This is a genomic window from Comamonas terrigena NBRC 13299 (genome assembly GCF_006740045.1).
Classification (GTDB): Bacteria; Pseudomonadota; Gammaproteobacteria; order Burkholderiales; family Burkholderiaceae_C; genus Comamonas; species Comamonas terrigena.
The window spans coordinates 154,704-174,945 of the sequence record NZ_AP019749.1 but is presented as its reverse complement, the minus strand read 5'-3'; the positions used below and the strand labels follow the sequence as shown (position 1 = coordinate 174,945).

Genomic DNA, 20,242 nt, shown 5'->3' with positions numbered 1-20,242 from the left:
TGCTCCTAGCCTAAAGCGGGTGTTGAGGTTGAGACGTCGAACTTCCGCTTCTGGCCGACTGACGACGGCCGCCCCCGTTGACTGCTTGTCCTAAACCGGACGCTCACGGCCTAGCCCCGAAGGTCAACTTTGCGGTGCTGCGCTCAGAAGTGGCTAGGCCCGCTTCGGCCAGGCATGATCGCTAGTACCGGCTGCACAGGCCGGTGTACCGTCGGCATTAGGGGCGCAATGGCCTGGAGCGCGTCGGCACGCAGCGGGTAGCGGCGGTCGTTCAGGTCATGCAGGCGCTGCAGGTTCGCCACGCAAGCCCGCAGATCGATGGCGGCACCCTGAAGTTCGTCGCGCAACATGGCAGCGTCGAACCGATTGGACATGCTGGCATGCAGGAACGCGATCAGCTCGCCGGGGTCGGCCTGGAAATACTGCATGTAGGCCTGGATCAAGGTTTCGTCGCCAGGGGCGAACACTGCTGCACGGCTTGTGCCGGCAACCCGTTCGTCCCCGTAGATCCGGCGCAGCGCCAAGTGCTGCAGGATGGTCTGCCAACGATCCCGGTGAAGCGTGTCATCTAGCTGCGAGATCTCCATGGCGGCAGAAGTTAGGATCCGGTGCAGGCTGACTAGCTCGCCGGCCTCGACCTGATCATCCTTGCCCAACCGGCTGGCGGCTTGGTCGAAGCAGCCCAGGCCCATGCAGCCGAGCAGCAGCAGCAGGCTGCTTGCATCCGACCTGTCCGAGTAAACTTTCTCGTCGGCGTCGAACGAACCAAATTCGAGCACCTCCCGCAGGTAGTGCGCGCTGTTCCAAAGCCTGAGCCACCCCGCCGCGAAGCCGGCCCTGGACGCGAGGGGAAAGACGAGAAGATTGGCGAACAGTCCGGGGATCTCGTCGCTAGGCAGCCTGGTCGAGGCGCGCGCCAGCAGATCCCGCCCTTTTTGCTGGTGCCAGTCTTCGGGGGTGAGCTGCCACTGATCGGCGAACGCCGCAAATGGCGGTGGCTCGCCAATGCTTTCGTTAGCCAGCATGGACAGCACGCATTGGTAGCACCAGGCCTCCCAGGGCGCGGCGTCGGCGGGAGGTGCTGGCACTAGGCCCCGGTCGAGCACGGCACGACCCAAACGGACCACCAAAGCCTTGTCGACGTAGTCGCTCGATCGGATGTCGACTGGGTCCTGGTTACGCTGGCGCAGTTGCTGCCGCATCAACCAGGTGCTCCAGCGGGCAAACACCCCGGGCGCGTCTGTCCGCTGGGCCAGCACATCGACAACCGCCTGCACCAGCGCATCGACCTCGCTGGTAAGAGACGCCACTTCCGCTTGGTTGGCATTGAAACGCGGGATTTGCCTGCCCGGTTCCAGCAGCTCGTCGCGCGCGCGGAGCAGCAGCAACGGCAGCAGCACGGAGCCGTTCCAGCTGCCGTCCTCGGCGAATGCGTCGGGCGCGGCGCTCGCACATGCTTCCCACATGGCAAATCGAGGGGTGAACGCTCCCACGCCGGCGCTCAAGAGCGCCGCGTCCACGAGAAGCGGGTCCTGCGAGTTACCGAGTAAACGCTGGAATACTGCAGGATCGATTTCGCTCAGGACCCCAAAGACCCGCATCTCCTCCTCGAAATTCATGAAATCGGAGCCGCGCAGGCCCCACCAGATGTCCTCAAGGGATCTGTTTTCCCGCCAGTGCTCCCGGGCATTCTTCCGGTCCTGGTTCCTTCGCTCCGACATCGCCTCGAGCTCTCCGCTCTCCAGCGCTTCGAACAGCAGCACGGCAAGGGTCACGTAGGCCTCCCCGGCCTCGGCAGAGACGCGCCTATGGGCAGACATGGCCTCCCCCAGCCACTGCTCTACCGGCCAGGAGTGGTAGGCGACCTGCCGCACCATATGCCAGGTTGACAGGTCCGGCCTCTGGCTCAGCAGTATGGCGCATGCCATCGTCAGCACCATGTCGGCATCGAAGCCCGGCCCCCGCTGCGCGGCAAGGGTTCGCAGCGCCTCCACGCCGGCGCTGTCATCCACCGGACCGATAGCCGCGGCTACTTCGGCGAGCAACTGCGGCGCGCGCGCATTGAGCTGAGGCGCAAGCCCCAGGAAGTCATCGCACGACCTGAAACTGTTATGTGTCTGAGACTCCTCAGACTCTCGGATGCGTTCGCGAATCCAATGCGTTGTCATGTTTTTCCTTCGCTCATGGTCCAGGCAAGCTCGAAGAACTCGATTGCGCCTACGGCCCCTGCCGGCCAACCGCGGCTAGCAGCGTTGACGCTGGTATGGAAGCCGCCCACGGTTGCCCCGAAATGCCAGAGCTCATCGTCAATCACCGCAAAGCGGTCGTGGATGTCGAACACACGTGACAGGTGCGTACTCACAGTGATACTGCAGTGAGGACCACGACGCGCGAGCTTCTTGTTGATGTCGTTTTCGCGGTCTTTGAATAGTCGCAGATCGGCCTCCGATACTTCCTGATGGACGCCCGTGAGGATCTTGATGTCGTTGGCAACGATATCGACATGCAGCCAGTCGAGAATGGTCAATATCCGGTCGTCCGGAGATCCTTTGCCCTTGTCCGGCAGGAAGAGGTATTCGTCCAGCATCCACACACGGGTCTGAGCCTCCCTGACCGCGACTTGAAAGGCATCCAGATGGCGTGGAGAAGGCGATTGGCGGCGCGCATAGATCGTCGCGATGTCCCCGGGGAAACGGGACGTTCCGCCATTTTCGCAGGCCCACAGAATCTCGGCCGGAGGTCTTGGTGCCGCCGGTGCGAGGGCAACAGGTGAGCCGAAGCTACTCATTCTGGGCTCTGGCCGGAAGCCGACCGGCCGACAACATCGATATAGTTCGCAAGGCTGGGCGCGTCGAGTCGCAGCACCTCAAGCCGGTCGATGACTTCGCCCGGGTTGGGAAGCCGGACGATCATCGAAGCTTTCACACCGAGACTGTTGAGCGAATTCCCGACGAACCACACTTCGTCGTCCACTACCATGAAGCGGTCGTGCAGCTTCGATGCGGGCACCACCCGGACCTCGGGCTCAAGACGCTGGATGTCCTTCAGGTCGGCGAGGTGCTTGGAAAAAATCTGCAGCTGGTGCATCTTGGATTCCGTGGCGGTCGCCTCGAACGCCAGGGCCGTAGTCAGCAGCGTGACGTTGACTTCGCTGCCATAGATTACGTACAGGAACTGACCGAGCTGCAGCGCTCCGAGATAAGGATCGACGAGCACGACCCTGAAGCGCGCCGCCCGCAGCAACCCCCGGACGAAATCAGCCGCTTCCTCTCGCGAGTTGTCGTGGAACCAGCGCTGCCCGTATTGCTTCGCAAGTGCGATGCGCTCCCGCCTCCGTGCTTCGGCTGCCACGCGCGCGCCGGGGTCAGGACTTGTGACTTCCCCCAGGATGGAGCGCGATGCCTCCTCCTGTTCCACGGCCGCCTGGTATTCCATCGGTGGTGCATCCTTCGCGGAAGTGGTGGGCACGCGTACCCTGACGCTCTTCCGCGGGGCCACCTGAACGCTGAAGTTCATCTGGCGGATGAACCCGACGAAGGGCTGGTACGCTAGGATACCTTGCTGCTCGTGCGTGACGACATAGCCGTACTGGCCCGAGCAGGTACCCTTGGCGACCTCCAGGATGCCGTCGGCAGGCACATGGTGGGTGTCGAAACTTGTCAGCAGCCGCGCCTCCTTGTCGAAGGTGGTCAGGCGCAGGTGCTCGAGGTTTTGACCCGGACGCGGTACGAAGCGGTAGATGATGCGTTCCCCACGGTCATCCTTGGCCGGCGCCATGAAATTGTCGATCTGCCGGATGATGGGGTCCGGGGCGATGTAGGCTGCGCTGCCGAGATATTCCTGGTACTCGGACAGGTTGACGTGCATGCGCCGCGCCACGAAAGCCTGGGCCGCGTTGTCCCGGAGAAATGCATCCAGGCCTTCGTGATGGCCGAAGCGGCGGTGCACACGGCCCGGGACGCTGCCGATAAAGGGTGCAGCATCAAGCGCCTGCTGCCCAGGCCGAGAGAAAAGCTCCTCCGTGATGGGCAGACCTAGGGCAGGCCAGGGCTGGTCGTCTTGTAGCCTGGGCACCAGGAACGGCACGCCATCCGACCCTTCGCGGTGGTCCGGATGGGTGGGAACCGGCGTGCACCTTTCACCCTCGCCCAGGGAGGTGTACCAGGCTACGGCGTCCTCCTTGGAGAGAACCGTCCGGCGGAAGAACACCCGGTCGTCGCTGTTCGCCAAGCTGCATGCCTCGACGCCCACCATCTTGGCGGGGGCCGGCCGGCCCCGCGCCAGCTCGGTCACCGTAGCGAAGAGGAGCCTTCCCTTGCATCCTCGCGTCTGGACGACTGCGAGCCGTATCACGGCCCATTCTTGAAACGCGCTGGCAGCCATAAAACCTGTTCCTGTGAGATGAGATTGCCGGCGCAACGAGCGACAATCGCCGGCTAACCGGCGGTACGGGGTGTGGCGGTCACCTGCGCTATATCTGAACCCGCGCCATGACGATCCAGTGTAGCGCCAGCGGAAGCTGGTACCGGGGACTGGCCAAGAAGTTGCACACGCTGTTCATGCTGGGCAACCTGGGGATGCTGCGCAAGCGGCCGCAGCTGTGCGGGGCATGAGTGCGTCCGCAGGCACTGAAATGGGCGTGAACGCGCCACGGGTTGACACCGCAGTCCGATGCGACCATTGACTTTGTCGAGCTTATAGATCGCAGCCAGATCTGCTCTTTCCAAACTGAAGCGGAACATGTCCAATTTTTCTGCGATGCGGTTATGTCAGTAACGGCTCCAGGTTTTGGATGGGATTCCCCATTAGGCTCGGAATTCCTTCTGAGATAACAGAGTTTGTTCTTAGGCCAACCTAAGCAGGATTTTTCGAACGGAGCATTGGCATCACATCCTTCACTGATTAGTATTTAAATACCATCGATTATGGTCATCTAATCCCTAAAAATGTTCGGATGCTGAATCTTCATTTGCTTCGTAAAGCACGGATTTTTACCTGCTTCCGCCATCCGATTTTCAGCGCTTATTCCTACAAACACCTAAAAAGGTCACCTGGCTTATGGCCTCCCAGAGTGACTGAGCTACAGTCAACCCGGGCCATTCAGTAACAGTACCGGAAGTGCTGATACATTTTTTACTGAATTGAGGGATATGCATTGATACTTTCTGCATTCAAAAATTTTACTAAGTACCCGCATAACATAACCCATCACTACCTGTAGCTGCTACCGGAGGTGAAAAGTGCAGGTTGATAAGAAGGTGGTAGAAAACGATGTCTTTCCGTCCTCTACGGCGAGTCTCGCTTCCCAGCCAGACATGCTCAAAATCATGAGATACAGTCAACTCACCAAGAGCGCCTTCAAGAGGCATGTACCCTTTGTATGACAGCGTAGAAACGTAAGATTTGTAGCTCTCCACCAGCTTAGAAAAATCTGTCACGTCGCAATACCCGACGATTACCACAGGACTGAGAGACTCTCCATCATATCCGGCTATTTTGTTTAAGTGCCCTCTGATCGTTGTAGTATCAAAAGACAAAAGACGAAATGCTTCAAAAATTCCCACCCGTGAGCCATCACTTGAGGTGATGAACCCATCTATCTCACCAGGACCTTTGCCTGAAGCTGAATGCCCCCCACGTTTTTGATCGCGTAGCGACAGCTTAGCATGTGACATGCGTTGATCAAACAACGATACAAACCAATCATTGACTAAATTCTCCAACTTTATACCTTTAAAGCTGAATTTACCCTTTTCATCTTTACCCTCTTCCTGCAGGTTGCGCTTACGAAGAGTCAACTCGTTCGCTATTGCCAGCATGGCATCTCGAAGATACTCATGGACAGCTTGGCTAGGCTTGACCACCGCCACGTAGCCCGCAAAGTCTTTTGCAATTATCTGGTTGTAATGCTTTTGAAGCTGCTCATCAGTTCTCTGCGACTTCTCAGCCATAATCGAAAGGAAGCCTTTTATCGAAGAGCCATCTTTTTCGATTGAAGTCAGCTCAGATACTAGATCCTCAATCTCCAGTTTCTCCAAAGATGCATGGTTTATCTCACGGTAACGGGCCAATATTTTCTGGACTGTAAAAGAGTCTCCACGAGCTAAGAGCGCCCTGCAATAGGGGGTAAAAATTCTTATGTGCTCTTGCTGCTCAGCGCTAAGCTGCGCCCAAAATCCATCAACTCCTTCCGCCCCACTGAGTTGGTACGCCTCTAGAACGGTTGCAACCCAATAATCTTTCATCTGATCAGGATGTCCTTTTCCCGAGGTTGCTAGGAAAGTGGCCAGTGCATTTTTTAGATCTGTCTTTTTTTTCTCGCGAGCGAATAGCTTGACGTGTCCATATAATATTAGGAAGCCATGGTGCTCGCGCTTTGTTTCCATATATAGCTGCTTCATATATGAAATAGTCTTAGCTGGCTTCGAATCGGAAAACGCTGTAGCAGTTATCTGCCGTCTGAAAATTCTGCAGTCATCATGATGGACCTTATCCTCTGAATCGAAATGTGATTCGTGGGGAATTTGATACGTCTTCGCGAGCTCCTCAAATTTCAAAGGATCTTCTTTATGCTCCTCATACAGCATGAGGAGATGAAATTTGTACTCATAGCTCTGCCAAATTTTTCGAATGCGAACAAGGTAGCTGTTAGTGGATTTTGTAAACCGATCCTGAGAGATTATTTTCTTGGCGGAGGAAATAATTCGAGATGCGATTTCCGTTTGACCAAGATTTATTGCAGCGTTGAACGCCACCTCCATCGCCTCCATATCAATACCATAGTCAGTATTTTCACAGTGTTTCTCGATTGCATTTTGCAACAAGTTCTGTCGGGCAATGACTGGCGTTCTCTCCAGCAGCGCGAATAAATGAGTCAGAGGCATATGGGGAGCACACCGTTTTATAAAATCCTCATACATTACATCTGAAACTGAGTTTGAGTAGATACACACTTGTTTCCAGAGATCAAAGTTTCCCGAACGAGGACCCTCAAAGATTTGCACATACCTTTTTCGATCTTTGAATCCACACAACCAAATAATCTCCATGACTCTCGATGCTACCGCCTGCTTTACGCTAATCTCGACTGAAGTTCGTCCGACGTGCATAAGGATCTGCAAGTAATGGCGTATTGCATCAGCAACAGCGACCGATTTTTCATCCTTATGGACAAGACTCTGGGCCCATTCATTACATTCGATAGATAGCTCAAGCATGAAGTCTTGACCTACACCGATAAAAATCTGTTTCCAAGAGAGCGTAGAAAAAAATGAACTAGGCGCAAGGCTTTTCATCCCCTTCAAGTTGGAAACGAATTCTTTCTTATATTGTTCACGCAGCGATTCACGGACGGCATCTCTGATAGTTTCCGAAGGGTCAGCGCCTGTTTTTTTCAGTCGATCAATTAGCCAAAAACCTACAAGATATCTACAATGCAGGCACGTCTTCTCGCAAGAAAAAACGTCTTCATCGAAACGAGTTTCTGCAAATCTCTGTGCGATTTCTGTTACTTGTTTATCCGCCAGAGATTCCAGAATGGTGAGCAATAGACGATATCCAATCTCTTTAAAAAAATCCGGTGAGTGAAGTATGCATCTCTCTCCAAGCATGGTTACAACTGCAATGAAACGAGATGAGAAATCTGGTCTGTTCTGGATCGCCTGCACATATTCGTGACATAGCAACTGCTGGTATCCGTTCTCAAGACATTGAATGTGGGCAGTGCCAGGACCTTGCGATCTATCAAAGCTTCGTGTTGATAAATGGAAGAACGCCACATCACTAGTCTTATTTCCAGCCAACAATAGGAGCATATATTTTGGAAGCTCGTAATTGGGAAGAATGAAGTACAGCAAATATTTTAGGACTGGTCGTTTGTCATTCGCCATATCAACTAGTTTTTCTACCAAACCAGAGGAAGCAAGATGCGCGATTTCAATTCGAACACTCGCTTCTACCACGTTTGAAACTAACCAGCTATAGAAAAATTCGCGCCCGCGTATCCGCATATTTTTCGAATGAATCACGAATTCGAGTGCACTTGATGCCTCACCCAATGGTGAAGGGTAAATATCTTCAAGCGAACTTAAGCTAGGCCTCGAAAGCGCTTGCTCCGGTGTAGTCGATGTCGACCTTTCCCCATTCAGATCAATATAAATCTGAATATTTTCTTCTGTGGGCCGAATGAGGTATGCAAAAGACTCCTCATTGATTGATTGCCTTCCATAACAATCTAGGCTGGCACACAAATCCGTATCTTTCGCCAAAAATTTGAGCAACTGCTCATTAAATTCTATGCGCTCTTTGTACTGATCCCCATCAAATACGACAGGCATTACCCGATCACAATTCACACAAAAAAACATTATCCAACGGATGAATGCGTCCTCCGGCTCATGATAATCCCTCAAATCATTCCACAACTGGGTGCTTATCTCGATGCTGAAATTTTGATTACCAGGAATCAACCTGAATTTTCCGCATTCCAGCTCAAGCTCAGGGAGAATTTCTTCTATGAGAAAGCAATCGCCAAATTCTATCTGAAGGAGTTTTCTTAGTTCACGTTCTCCGCATGCGTAATGTGGCCGGAGGTATCCATTTCTACCAAGTTTTATATCTCTCAGATGCTCAATGGTCCGAATTACAGGGATCAAAGTCGGGTCTATTGCGCTCTCATCATTTACAGAACTTGCGTGGATAGCACACCAGTCTGCATAAAATGAAACCAATCCCAGCTGCTCAAATCGGGAAAGAGGGATGTCGGTTCCGAGATATTTAGTCCCACCCACCTGTGGCCATTGGAACCCACCTTCCAGAATCGCTTTCACTGTTTTACGATTTAACCTAGGGGTTGCCAGCTCAGCGTTAATGAGGAAAACAGACAATGCCCTGGCATGGCGTTGGTCTTTATACGAAGGAGCTTTGACATTCAAGTCCCCTCTACCATAACTCCCAATCAATGCCTTCAAGTGCAGCCAGCTTTCTGAATACTCGTTCATCGCTATTCCCCCCTATTGCATCACCGTGCAATTCTAGATTAATGCCACTGTCCCCTGCACGCAAGGAAAATAGAGCATGATTCTGCCCATTTTATTTAGCAAACGGGTTGATTCCTGTACAGGAATTCGCGCTGCAGCCACGGACCATTACGAGCGGACACAGAATATTCAATAGTACCAGTTCATGTGCCACAAACGCGGAATTTCATCAGCCCCCAAGTTGCATCGTCGGTCACCCTCAACTGCTCACCTGACACTTTTCGTTGGGCAGCCGGTGCATGAATGACCGTTATTTAGTCGTGACTAATAAGTCTCAATGCCGTCCCACTGCACTAAGCAGTCATCAATCGCCGAATCGTTAGCGGCAATATTTAATCGATTCTTGCCAATGAGCAAATCAAGCATACTTGGCACTCATTGCGGAATGCTGCTCACCTTCAGATCCATTAGCAGTACCGAAGAATAGCTCGCCAAACTTCGAGAACCACACATCAGATCTTTCCAAGGGCTGTTTTTCCATTCCATCGCAGCATGAGTCGATGCATTCGAGCGCGGAATACTAGGAATGTGAACTCATTAGGGGTGCCAATGGCTTGCTCTGGCCAAAGGCACTGTAGCGCCTGTATGACCCGCAAGCGCATAGGAAAGTTGAGTGGCTGCAGCAATGACTGTTGGGGCAATCTCTTCCAACCTTTGCTCTGGCAAATGGGAAGCGGGACCGGACACGCATACAGAGTCGAGAAGGCGCCAATGCTTTCCAAAAACAGGGGCTGAAATGGTTGCTACCCCTTGTTCACGCTCCTCGATGGACCAGTGAAATCCTCATTGGCGGATTTCTTCAGACAGCTCCCCAGGTTCTCCAGAAAATGCCAGGATCACCCGTCCTGGCGACCCTCGGTCCAAAGGCAGGCCTTCGCCAATGCGTGCGTGATGCCGCCACAGCGCCTGCGGCCCTTCGACACGTACGCACGTTTCCCTCTCTGACATAGAAAGCGGCGCTTTCACCGCTGGCCAAGGTCAAAGCATGCAGGCCGGCTCCAGCACCTTCTGCACATCGAAACAGACTTGGTACCTGGCACCCAGCCAGCCCGCGGCAGGGCTCAGACGCCAATCGCCATCTTCGCGTTGCACCAAGTACGTTGGATACGCCAGGGCAAGTCATACACCAACGTAATAACGAAGAATTTGACCGGAAGTGAATCAACAGAGACGCCCTGAGGCTGAAGCAAAACAATCCCGGCCGGCGCTGCTTTCGAGGATCTCAACCACTACGGTTCAGTGAGTGGTGGAGGGGTCGGCATGGGCGCGTCAGTCTTGGCAGCACCCGTCGCAGGTTGTGCGAGAAACGTATCCGTCGGATGCCCCGCGGAGTCAGCTGGCACTACTGCCGTAGGCGGCTTGTTGTGACTCATACCGTCTCTGGTTTGATCTAGGTCTTGGGGGTCACGATGAGGTGACGGTTCCGAGATCGTTTCCTTGGTGTTATCAGGCGTTTTCACTTCATTTTTGAATGCCCAAAACACACAAGCCACAGTAAGTACCACGACGGCGATCCCACCCAACCATGCTGTCCAAGTAAAGGCTGTCTCAGCGTGTCTCGTTGGCTTAACCACCATCTTTTCATATTCCGTTTCGGGAAGAAACCGATACAGCCGCTGTTGCCAGTCCTCGCGCAGCTGTCGCTGCAAACGCATGAACTGTACGCCGGAGTGGATGACGGTCGCAATATAGATAGCTACGACGCCCATTACTACGGCGATGAGCAATGGCGGCGCATTTGTAGCCACTCTGGCCGCCATCAACCCAATGCCGGTTGCGAGAGCGGCGGCAACGGCGGCGTTCAATTGCCGTCCCATATCCGAGAGCTTTGCAGTTTCTTCAGTCACAGCCTTGCGCAAGTCACTTAAGACTTTCAAAGTATCGCGGCCAGTTTCCGCAACCGCCATCTCGTATGCGATCTTGGCACTTTCCCATGCGTCGGCCAGATTCTGCTTTAGAAATGCGCCTGCACTTTGGATGGTGCTTCCCGAGCGAGCGATCTCTGCTGCGAGCAATACGTGGCGCATTTCTGCTTCCCGCTGGTTTTCGAAAACCCAGGTCACAGCGTCCACCAACGTCTTGTAGGTTTCAGGATCCAAGGAATCTTTTTCAGCATCAAATTCCGGAATAGCCAAACGTGGCGGACCTCGGAACTTTAAGGCCTCCGTCTCTGCGTCGATTTCGCTAGGCAGGCATCTGATTAATGCGATAGAAGAAGCGCGCACCCATACTTGAGTCGAAGGATCGTCAAAGTTCTCAGGCTGTGCTTTAACAAGCCATGGGCGCACATCCTCAGGCACTTTTCGCTCGCCACCGAACTCTTTGACCAGCGCACGCGGTGACTTGGTTACCTCTGCTATTTCAGCGACGTGATTGACGCTCCAAGGTGCAATGACACGTGTGCCAGTGAACAAAGTGCATTCGATCTGTGCAACCTTCCATATGGAAGCCTCGTGACCCTCAAGCAACAATTTGGAGAACGCGCGATTGGTCAGAAGCTGGACGGTGCTGTCGGCAGAGGCCGGCTTGTCGATGACAAGGAGAAATGGCTCGAAATTGGAATCAGGCTCACCTTCAAACAGCTCACCAGCGCTATCAAAGAGCTGCGCTCCCCAGGTCAACGCAACACATATAGCTTGCAGCTCAGCCACGTGCTCGGCCGCCAGGTTTGACACGATCGCGCTGTTGTCGGACTCATCGATACAGACCGCGTGGTCAACGACCATGCGGTCTATCGTCCTAGCGAGTGTTATCAGCAACAACGATGTCCTCCACAATCAGATCTGTCGTGATGGTGATGGTCTCGCCAGCACCGCCCGGGTTCACCACTCGGCGCACTTTCGTGGCTCTATCAGGGTAAAGAATCGTCACACCTTCAGTCGTGCGAATTTTCCGCATCGGTGCTTTACGAAGCAACACTCGGTCTGGACGAAAAGAAAGACCGGCTAAACGCTTTGCCCGCAATTTTTGCATGGTCCGTTTCCGCAGCAAGTCTTTCGTATCTTCTTGCTCAGGATGTCCGGCTGCGGCCATGACAGCATCAACAATCGCATCTTCATCGATCTCCTGGCGATCACGCAAAACCGCCTTCGCTCGCCGCAGCGCGAGCGGCACATCGTTTCTCGGCAGCACATCTTTGCATTCAGTAAATGTTTCTCTCAGCGCATCCACCATTTTTCGGTTCAAGGCCTCATCACTACTGATGCGATGTACATCCAAGAACTTTGCGAAGTAGTCGGCGATCTCTGGAGCCACTCTCGTGCGATCTCGTGTAGCCAAGAGCGGCTCTGCCTGACCATCTACAACACGAATCAATGCGGCCTTTTGAATGGCCTTTTTGTCGTCGATGAATGCATGGACGATCTTGCGTAAAAGAGTTTCACCATCCCCGTCATCAGCTTGCTCAATGGCCTCGCGATAGTCGTACTTGATCAGGCTGTAGATACGCACGTCCTCATCATCGGTACGCAACTCGAAGATAAAGAATGCTCCATCACGGGCAGTGTTGCCGTGCTCGCGCGAAAATTCTCTTGACAGCTCTTGTGCGCCGTGCTCAAAAGTGATGGCTCCTTGGGCCATTTCCTCAAGCCGCTCCCTGGATCTCGACACCTCTTTGAACTGGTACACCGGCGCTACATCGGTGTCTAAGATTCGGCTCAAGAAGAAACCTGCATGCTGAACCACTTGGGCAGGAGCAGGATCAAACTCTTCATTGCTAACAACATGAAGAATCATCGACTCGATCCGAAGTTGCAATCGTTCAACTTCTGTAAGAAATCCCATAGCACTGTTCCCTAGACAACCGCGTCGGTTACGAAATGTTAAAACCGAGCATGTTAAATGCTGACGCTTATTTCCGGTAGCTTTAAGCTGACGAGTTGTACTTTTGGATATTCGTAGATCAATCAAACACAGTGAATGTTAGTTAATCCACACTCAAACAATTGAATTTACGACTAGGTGAGTAACCGATTTCATCAAAAATGACCACTTACAAAGAGCTGTTTGCCCAGAGACAAGCTTTGGAGCAGCTGATTGCTCAGGCCTAAAAATCTGAGTTGGCCGAAGCGATGACCGAAGCGCACGCCATCACTCAGGAATTTGGCCTGACCGCGAGCATGTGATCCCTCGTGCGACTCTGATGCGTGCTGGCAAGCCAGTTGAAATCCGTTACCGTGATCCGCACGGTAGGCTCTAGCTGGTCCGGCCGTGGTCGTAAGCCTAAATGGATCGCGGGCCAAGATCGCAGCAAGTGCGAAGTACAGTCCTGATCCACCGGATGGCTAGGAATAGAGCCTGGCATTCTTGATGGCGTTGCCGTCCTGCAGGGCAACGCCGTATTTCATGCCAATGGTGACAGGTCGCTGAAGGTACTTGATGAGTGCAGTCCAGATGTAGACGCAATGCAGTGCCATAAAGTCCAACGGGCATTGCCTCTCATTGAGTGTTGGCAGCAATTCCGTCAACAGAAGACATAGCGATGCCACTAAGCATTTGCATTTGAATCCTGACAACGATCAGTATCCCCAAGCAGCCTGACGTTGGCATGCAGTCCCGCCAGCTATTCGTCAGTGCTATCTATGCGGTACGGATGCTGGTCTTCTTTGATCTGTATTCCGCGATGGGATCACGTAAATGCGGCAATCGATGACTGCTATGGAGCGGGTGTAGTCCTGCACTTGTCCAAACTCAATTCCCCAAAGCAGCCCTACAGAACTCAGAGTAAAACACTCGCCACAGGCAGATCTGTCAAGGACATCACCGGCTTGTAGAACCCGTGAAGCGTCTTGCGAAGGCAGCATCGCTTCTCTCCGACTAGACAAAAAGCCGCTCCTTTAACACCAGGAATCGGTAGTCACCTGGTGAGCTTGCCAACATCCAAACCTTTGGTCGGCAGTGCTCTGCCTGTAACGGCCATGCATCTCAAATCAAGGATCAGACACACATGCACGAATCAGATGGAACACTAGCATCCCTTCAACTGAAAGAATCCAGGCCAAGGCAGTCGGCGCCAGCCTTGGCCTTCTCTTGGTCGTCGCTGGCCAAGGCTACCGCTGCCGCTATTGGTGCGACAGCCACGGCTTTCAACTTCATTGGTCAAGAAGCCTATGCACGCTATCTTGCTCACTGGGGGTTCGACGATGGCCTGCTGCCGCAAGAGACCAGTGACCGAGTTCATCACGGCTACATGGCCGTCTTTGAGAGCATCCACACGCTACTGAACGGACAATTTGGTGCGTTTCTCCTGCTACTGATCTTCATCGTTTGCTTCATCCAGGGCTGGCTCACGTCGCTTATGAAGAAGAGTCCGCCGAGAGATACCAGTGCAGGCAAATGGTTGAAGCGCAACGCAGATCGCCTGCCCGGGGCGTTCAAGAGCTTTTTCGCTGCCTTCGGCACCTCAGGACTGATCGTGGTCTTGCTGTACTACGTGGTCTTGGCCGCCTTCGTCGCACTCGCGGTGGCTCCCATCATTGGTGAGCACGCCGCCGGAAAATGGGCAGAGAAAAAAGAAGGCGAGATCAAAAATGGTTGCCAGCGCAACAGTAAACACAGCGTATGTACGGAGCTCACGCGCGACGGAAAGGTGGTCGGAATCGGATTCATCATCGCGAGCTCGACGACACGCATTGCCTACTTTGACATCACTGCCAATCATGGCCGGCTAATCAAGTTCGAGGACGGCGAGCTGACCGGGTGGATGCCGTAAGACAGTCCTTGAACTGACAACGCAAGATGCAGGAAAGCCAAATAGGCCCAACATTGACGATGCTTGGGCTAAAAAGCAAAATTCCGGAATTCGCCCGACCGGCGCTGGAGGCACTGCGCGAGCCGCTGGAGACCGGGCGCATCCAGATCGCCCGGGCCGCCCAGCAGGCAGACTTTCCCGCCCGCTTCCAGCTGGTGGCCGCCATGAACCCCTGCCCCTGCGGCCTCCAGGGCAACCCCCGCTGCCGCTGCACACCCGATCAGGTGGCGCGCTACCACGCCAAGCTCAGCGGCCCGCTGCTGGACCGCATCGACCTGCAAGTGGAAGTCCCGGCCCTGGCGCCGGCCGAGCTGCTGCAGCGCAGCGAACCCGGCAGCGCCGCTGCGCCCGCCGAGTCCAGCGCCCAGGTACAAGCCCGCGTGGTGCAGGCGCGCCACCTGGCGCTACAGCGCCAGGGCCACGCCAACCAGTGGCTGGAAGCCGCCACGCTGCAGCAGCACCTGCAACTGGACGACGCCGCCCAGGCCCTGGCCCGCAAAGCCGCCGAACGCCTGGGCTGGTCGGCCCGCGCCACCCACCGCGCGCTCAAGGTAGCGCGCACCATCGCCGACCTGGCCGACAGCCCGGGCATCCAGGCCGCCCACGTGGCCGAAGCCCTGCAGTACCGGCGCGCCATCGTCCGGCCGCACCCCTGAGCTTATTGCACCAGTTTGGTGCAAAGACACCGCGCAATGCGCCCGCACGGCATGCCGGTGCAGCAGATTGCCGCCCACTGCGAGCCGATGAACAGTCAAAGAGCGCCATTTGGCGGCAGAACCCGCCGCTTCGGGTCTCCCGCTGGCGCCGCGCTATGCCCACTGGGGCTCGGCCACAGGCGCGGCCACCAGCGCCTCCTTCGCCCCCGCCACCGGTTCCACCACTTCCTGCAGCAGCTGCGCCATCGCCCGCAGCGCCGGCGACCAGCTGGCCTGCGGTCCGGTGACAAAGCAGGTGTCCACCTGGGCAATCCCGGCCAGTGCCGGCGGCAGCGGGCACCAGTGCACCCCGAAGCGCTGCTGCTGGGCCGCGATCAGGGCCTGGGGCAGCAGGGCATAGCCCATGCCGGCGGCCACACAGCCCAGGATGGCATCCAGCGTGCCCAGCTCCATGATCTGCACGGCGGTGATGCCCTGGCTGGCCAGCAGCAGCTCGATGCGCTGGCGGTAGCTGCAGCCCTGGCGGAAGGCCAGGAAAGGGGTGCTGCCCAGCTGCTCCGGCGTGGGAAAGGCCGCCAGCGGTGCCACGCCGACCAGCACCAGGGTCTCGCGGAACACCGGCCAGCCGGTCAGGCGCGCCTGCGGCGGCAGGCCGGCCACGAAGGCGCAATCGATCTGGCCGGCCAGCAGCTCGGCCAGCTGGCTGGCCGTGGGGCCGGTGCGCAGCTCCAGGGCCATGCCCGGGTGCCGCTGGTGCAGCTGCGCCAGCAGCGGCGGCAGGCGCAGCGCGGCCGTGGTTTCCATGCTGCCGATGCGCAGCGCCCCGGGTGCCGCCTGGCGGCCCTGCAGCAGGGCCAATGCCTCGTCGTGTGCCTGCAGCATCTGCTGGGCATAGCGGCGCAGCAGCCGCCCGGCGGGCGTGGGGTGCACCGGGGCGCTGCGTTCCAGCAGCTGGGCGCCGGCCTCGTCTTCCAGTTTCTTGATGTGCGCCGTCACATTGGACTGCACGGTGTGCAGCAGCTGGGCGGCCGCACCGAAGCTGCCGGATTCGCACACGGCTTCGAACATGCGCAGGGACTTGAGTTGCATGGCGACCCCATCTGAAAAAAAGATGCAAGCCATCATTTTGAATCATTGGACATGATGACTCCAGTGCCCGTACGCTCTGCACCACTGGCTCCCGGCCGGCACGCAGTGCCGGCTTCTCTCCCTGAAAGCGCCCGCGTGATCCACCGCCACGAACTGCCTTTGTTTTTCACCGGCTTTGCCGCCACGCTCAGCGGCGTGGGCCTGGCCCGTTTTGCCTATACGGCGCTGATGCCGCAGATGGTGCACGCCGGCTGGTTCAGCGGCGAACAGGTGGCCTACCTGGGTGCGGCCAATCTGCTGGGCTATCTGGTGGGCGCGCTGGCCGCCGCGCCGCTGGCCGAGCGCTTTGGCACGCTGCGCGTGCTGGTGGCCTGCTGGCTGGCCGTGGCGTTCAGCTTTGCCGCCTGCGGCCAGGCCCAGCCGATGGCGCTGTTCTTTGTCTGGCGGCTGGTGTCCGGGATTGCCGGTGCGGTGCTGATGGTGCTGGGCCCGTCGGTGGCCATGGCGGCCACCCCGGTGCAGCGCCGTGCGACACTGGGGCCGCTGATGTTCTGCGGCATCGGCTGCGGCGCACTGCTGTCGGCCACCCTGGTGCCGGCCCTGGCCGCAACCAGCCTGTCCCTGGTGTGGTGGGCGCTGGCGGCGGTGAGCGCACTGGCCGGCTGGGGAGGCTGGCGCCAGGCCAGGCGGCTGCCGGCCCCGGCACCGCAGGCGCTGTCGCCCCAGGCAGGCATCCCCCTGCGCAGCGCACCGCTGTGGACGGTGCCGGTGCTGCTGGTGATGCTGGCCTACACCTGCGATGCCTTCGGTTTTGTGCCTCACACGGTGTTCTGGGTGGACTACCTGGCGCGCGAGCTGCACCTGGGCGCGGCCTATGCATCCACGCAATGGGCATTCTTTGGTCTCGGCGCCATCGCCGGGCCGCTGGCGGCTGCGTTCTGCGCCAGCCGCTGGGGCTGGTGGGGCACCACCACCAGCGCCTATGCCATCAAAGCGGCGGCGATTGCGCTGCCGCTGGTGTGGGCCAGCTTTGCCGGCCATGCCACTTCGGCGTTCCTGGTGGGCGCGCTGTCGCCGGGCATGGCGGCCATCACCTCCGGTTACCTGATGCAACTCATCGGCCCGCTGCAACACAAGAAGATGTGGGGCTATGCCACGGCCGCATTTGCACTGATGCAGGCCGTGTCCGGCTACTTCATGGCCTGGATGTATGCAGCCACCGGTGTCTACCAGCCACTGTTTGCCATTGGCAGCGCCGTGCTGCTGGCCGGCACAGTGATGGTGGTGGCCAGCCGGTGGGCCCGCCCGGTCCCGGTGGCGGCCTGAGCGCACTTTGGTTTTTTTGGATCACAAGGATTGGCTATGACCCCCTCGCTCCCCGACTGGATGGCCCGCCTGGGCCTGCAGCACCCCCTCATCCAGGCGCCCATGGCCGGCACCTCCACCCCGCAACTGGCCGCCGCCGTCAGCGAGGCCGGCGCGCTGGGCTCGGTGGGCATTGGCGCCTACAGCGTGGATCAGGCCCAGCAGCACATTGCCCAGACCCAGGCGCTGACGCAGCGGCCCGTCAACGTCAACCTGTTCTGCCACCAGCAGGCGGCGGCCGATGCGGAGCGTGAAGCCGCCTGGATCCGCTATCTGGCACCGGAATTTGCCCGCTTTGGCGCGCAGCCGCCCAGCCAGCTGCGCAGCATCTACGCCACCGCCGTGGGCAACGCCGCGCTGCAGGCCATGCTGCTGGCACACAAGCCCGCCGTCGTGAGCTTTCATTTCGGCCTGCCGGAGCCGGCTTTCATCGCCGCGCTGCGCGCCGCCGGCATCACCACCTTGGCCTGTGCCACTACGCTGGACGAGGCCCGCCAGATCGAGCAGGCCGGCGTGGACGTGGTGGTGGCCCAGGGCATGGAAGCGGGCGGCCACCGCGGCGCCTTTGTGCCGGAGCAGGACCGGCTGATGGGCACCTTCGCCCTGACCCGCGTGCTGGCCGCCCACTGCAGGCTGCCGGTGGTGGCGGCCGGCGGCATCATGGACGGCAGCGGCATCGCCGCCGCGCTGGAACTGGGCGCCTGCGCCGTGCAGATGGGCACGGCCTTCATCCTGTGCCCCGAATCGGCCGCCAGCCCCGCCTACCGGGCCGAGCTGCAGAGCGAACGGGCCCACCACACGGCCATCACCGCCGCCATCTCCGGCCGCCCGGCGCGCGGCATGGCCAACCGCCTGCACCTGCTGGGCGCCGACTACGCCGGCGATCTGCCCGGCTACCCCATGGTGTACGACGCCGGCAAGGCACTGCACCAGGCCGCCAGCGCCCAGGGCCACAGCGACTATGCGGCCCACTGGGCCGGCCAGGGCGCCCCGCTGGCCCGGGCCCTGCCTGCGGCCACACTGGTGCAGACCCTGGTGCAGGAGCTGGCCCAGGCGCGCCAGGCCTGAGCCCTCCCCACCGTCCGGCCCACCCACAGGCCCGCACCGGTGCACCAATGCAGCGGTGTGGCGGCCCAGGCTCGGCCCTGCACGGCAGCGCACCATGGCGGCGGGCAGACCGTTGGCCCGCGCCCCTGCAGTGCGCCACTACACTCGGGCGTTCTGTGTCATTTTGTGAAGTGTTTGCCTGTGTCCGTGTCTGTTCCGGTTTCCCGCCGCCGCTGCCTGTTGGCCGGCGTGGCTGTTTTTTCTGCGCTGAACCTGGCCGCCTGCGCCACCGCGCCCACTGAGGCCGAAAGCCAGGACGCGCTGATCCAGCGCTTTTACCGGCTGGTGGCGGACGGTGATTTCGACCGCTGCATCCCCCTGGTCGGAGCCCGCAACATCTCCAAGGAAGCGCTGGCCGGCTTTGAAGACAAGCTGCGCCGCATGCTGGCTGGTGCCAAGGCCAAGATCGACTCCAAAGGCGGCTTGCAGCAGGTGGAAATCGTGGAACGCGTGCCCTCCGAAGACGGGCAGTTCACCAAGCTGCGGGTATTGGTGCGCTATGGCGATGGCAACACCCGCCGCGAGCGCATGAATGTGTTCCAGGAAGACGGCGTCTGGAAAGTCCTGCTGTGAGGCTGTGCCGGCGCTGCGCCGCCCTGCTGCTGATCGCCGGCGCCGGACTGGCGGCCTGCCGCCTCGGCGGGGCCGCACCGCTGCAGCCGTTCCTGGCGCAGCTTAGCGCGCAGGCGCAGGCCGGTGATCTGCTGTTCCGCCACGGCACCGAAGCCATCAGCCAGCTGGTGCGCAGCGTGGATGCGGGCGATTTCAGCCATGTCGGCCTGCTGGTGGCCCCTGCCTCGCCCTCCGGGCCCTGGCGGGTGGTCCATGCCACGCCATCCGAAAAGCCGGGCCAGCCCGATGCCGTGGTGCTGGACACGCTGGACTTCTACCTGCACCCGCAGCGCGCCCGCAGCTACCAGCTGTACCGCGTGGCCGCCAGCGCCACGGCCCGCCAGCAGGCCGTGGACTGGGCACTGGGCCAGCAGGGCCGAGCCTTCGATCTGCTGGATGCCGAGCGCGGCCTGTACTGCACCACCCTGGTCTGGCAGGCCTGGCGCCACGGCGGTGTGGCGCTGGAGGCCACCTTCACCGAGGTCATGCTGCCCTTGCTCAGCGGCCACTATTTGCTGCCCGACGGGCTGCGGCGCGCGCCCCAGTTGCAGGCGCTGACCCCCGTGCTGCCGGTGGTGCCGGCTCCATAGCGGCGACGCTGCACCGCACAGCGTCTGCCGCCATGG

At 58.2% G+C, this 20,242-nt stretch carries 14 protein-coding genes and 2 pseudogenes; 8 read left to right on the top strand and 8 right to left on the bottom strand.

Annotation, left to right across the window (positions count from 1 at the left end):
- Nucleotides 1-143 precede the first annotated feature (143 nt).
- From CT3_RS00720 to CT3_RS00710, 3 genes are read right to left on the bottom strand one after another with little or no spacing between them, the layout of a single operon-like run.
- Nucleotides 144-2,168, bottom strand: a complete 2,025-nt coding sequence (locus CT3_RS00720; RefSeq protein ID WP_066538748.1) for a hypothetical protein — start codon at nucleotides 2,166-2,168, stop codon at nucleotides 144-146.
- Complete coding sequence (locus CT3_RS00715; protein WP_066538746.1) at nucleotides 2,165-2,788, bottom strand: hypothetical protein; 624 nt, start codon at nucleotides 2,786-2,788, stop codon at nucleotides 2,165-2,167. The genes CT3_RS00720 and CT3_RS00715 overlap by 4 nt, the downstream gene beginning before the upstream one ends.
- On the bottom strand, nucleotides 2,785-4,293 hold the full coding sequence (locus CT3_RS00710; protein ID WP_127446170.1) for a VPA1262 family N-terminal domain-containing protein: 1,509 nt from the start codon (nucleotides 4,291-4,293) through the stop codon (nucleotides 2,785-2,787). The genes CT3_RS00715 and CT3_RS00710 overlap by 4 nt, the downstream gene beginning before the upstream one ends.
- A gap of 197 nt (nucleotides 4,294-4,490) precedes the next feature.
- Here CT3_RS00710 and CT3_RS21100 point away from each other — a divergent pair, with 197 nt between their 5' ends.
- Nucleotides 4,491-4,613, top strand: a complete 123-nt coding sequence (locus CT3_RS21100; RefSeq protein ID WP_256682360.1) for a hypothetical protein — start codon at nucleotides 4,491-4,493, stop codon at nucleotides 4,611-4,613.
- Between the two features lie 570 nt (nucleotides 4,614-5,183).
- Here the strand turns inward: CT3_RS21100 and CT3_RS21095 are convergent.
- From CT3_RS21095 to CT3_RS00690, 4 genes and pseudogenes are all read right to left on the bottom strand, one after another.
- Nucleotides 5,184-8,999: a hypothetical protein gene (locus CT3_RS21095; protein WP_172591876.1), complete on the bottom strand. Its 3,816-nt coding sequence runs from the start codon at nucleotides 8,997-8,999 to the stop codon at nucleotides 5,184-5,186.
- A 576-nt stretch (nucleotides 9,000-9,575) separates the two neighbouring features.
- A pseudogene (locus CT3_RS00700) lies at nucleotides 9,576-10,151 on the bottom strand (IclR family transcriptional regulator); the annotation flags it as partial.
- A 116-nt stretch (nucleotides 10,152-10,267) separates the two neighbouring features.
- Nucleotides 10,268-11,764, bottom strand: a complete 1,497-nt coding sequence (locus CT3_RS00695; protein ID WP_066538742.1) for a hypothetical protein — start codon at nucleotides 11,762-11,764, stop codon at nucleotides 10,268-10,270.
- A gap of 13 nt (nucleotides 11,765-11,777) precedes the next feature.
- Nucleotides 11,778-12,821, bottom strand: coding sequence for a nucleoid-associated protein (locus CT3_RS00690; RefSeq protein ID WP_066538734.1), 1,044 nt, complete (start codon nucleotides 12,819-12,821; stop codon nucleotides 11,778-11,780).
- Nucleotides 12,822-13,183: 362 nt separating this feature from the next.
- On the opposite strand from CT3_RS00690, the gene CT3_RS21550 reads away from it, so the two are divergent.
- The 3 genes and pseudogenes from CT3_RS21550 to CT3_RS00675 form a co-directional block, all read left to right on the top strand.
- A complete protein-coding gene (locus CT3_RS21550) occupies nucleotides 13,184-13,309 on the top strand; it encodes an H-NS family nucleoid-associated regulatory protein (protein ID WP_115594714.1) in 126 nt (41 codons plus the stop codon).
- A gap of 674 nt (nucleotides 13,310-13,983) precedes the next feature.
- Complete coding sequence (locus tag CT3_RS00680) at nucleotides 13,984-14,748, top strand: hypothetical protein (RefSeq protein ID WP_127446168.1); 765 nt, start codon at nucleotides 13,984-13,986, stop codon at nucleotides 14,746-14,748.
- 77 nt (nucleotides 14,749-14,825) lie between these two features.
- Nucleotides 14,826-15,443: pseudogene (locus tag CT3_RS00675) on the top strand (ATP-binding protein); the annotation flags it as partial.
- 153 nt (nucleotides 15,444-15,596) lie between these two features.
- Here the strand turns inward: CT3_RS00675 and CT3_RS00670 are convergent.
- Nucleotides 15,597-16,532: a LysR substrate-binding domain-containing protein gene (locus CT3_RS00670; protein ID WP_066538725.1), complete on the bottom strand. Its 936-nt coding sequence runs from the start codon at nucleotides 16,530-16,532 to the stop codon at nucleotides 15,597-15,599.
- 135 nt (nucleotides 16,533-16,667) lie between these two features.
- Between CT3_RS00670 and CT3_RS00665 the strand changes: the two genes are divergently transcribed.
- The 4 genes from CT3_RS00665 to CT3_RS00650 all read left to right on the top strand — a co-directional run bounded on the left by CT3_RS00665 (nucleotide 16,668) and on the right by CT3_RS00650 (nucleotide 20,206).
- Nucleotides 16,668-17,858, top strand: coding sequence for a YbfB/YjiJ family MFS transporter (locus tag CT3_RS00665; protein WP_066538914.1), 1,191 nt, complete (start codon nucleotides 16,668-16,670; stop codon nucleotides 17,856-17,858).
- Between the two features lie 36 nt (nucleotides 17,859-17,894).
- The gene (locus CT3_RS00660) at nucleotides 17,895-18,965 is read left to right on the top strand and encodes an NAD(P)H-dependent flavin oxidoreductase (RefSeq protein WP_066538723.1); all 1,071 of its coding nucleotides are present in this window, start codon (nucleotides 17,895-17,897) and stop codon (nucleotides 18,963-18,965) included.
- A gap of 228 nt (nucleotides 18,966-19,193) precedes the next feature.
- The gene (locus CT3_RS00655) at nucleotides 19,194-19,577 is read left to right on the top strand and encodes a DUF4878 domain-containing protein (RefSeq protein ID WP_227657845.1); all 384 of its coding nucleotides are present in this window, start codon (nucleotides 19,194-19,196) and stop codon (nucleotides 19,575-19,577) included.
- Nucleotides 19,574-20,206: a YiiX/YebB-like N1pC/P60 family cysteine hydrolase gene (locus CT3_RS00650; protein WP_227657844.1), complete on the top strand. Its 633-nt coding sequence runs from the start codon at nucleotides 19,574-19,576 to the stop codon at nucleotides 20,204-20,206. Before CT3_RS00655 ends, CT3_RS00650 begins: the two co-directional genes overlap by 4 nt.
- Nucleotides 20,207-20,242 lie beyond the last annotated feature (36 nt).